This is a genomic window from Virgibacillus carmonensis (assembly GCF_057836705.1).
Genome location: NZ_JBYQFJ010000392.1, coordinates 1 through 527, shown reverse-complemented (window position 1 = coordinate 527; position 527 = coordinate 1). Strand labels below are relative to the sequence as shown.

Annotated in this window: 1 protein-coding gene; it reads left to right on the top strand. The window is 38.7% G+C overall.

Going from position 1 to position 527, the window contains the following annotated elements; all coding sequences use genetic code 11:
• Positions 1–86: 86 nt before the first annotated feature.
• Positions 87–527: SDR family NAD(P)-dependent oxidoreductase (locus AC3G7N_RS22530; protein WP_489424325.1), on the top strand; the 441-nt coding region annotated here is incomplete at its 3' end.

Here is a 527-nt window from a genome sequence, read left to right as displayed (position 1 = left end):
ACAGCTAGATTATCTTGAAGAATGTGGAAAGATAAGAAAAGCAACCCATAAGGGCATTTACTATTATCATGTGATTAGGTGATTCAATGAATAACAGGGTAACTTCTAAAAAGATTATTGTTACGGGTGCTTCAAGCGGTATTGGGGAAAGGCTTGTTTGGCATATTGCTAAAAACGGCGGAATTCCGATTATGCTTGCCAGATCAATAGATAAACTGCAGGATATCCAACAGCGAATCAAGGAATCATTTGGCATTCAGGCGTATTATTATCAGTTAGATTTACTTGATGAGGAAATTCGGGAAACAACTGTTAAGCAAATTCTTATGGAGCATCCACGTGTACACGGGTTAATTAATAATGCAGGCTCCGGGTTGTTCGAATTTGTTGAATCAATGCACTTTGAAGAGGCGAAAAAGATGTTTGAACTAAATGTTTTTGCGCTGTTGCAAACTACCCAGCAACTCGTAAGTCACATGCTTGCTAATGGTGGCGGTCATATTATAAATATTGCATCGCAAGCAGGA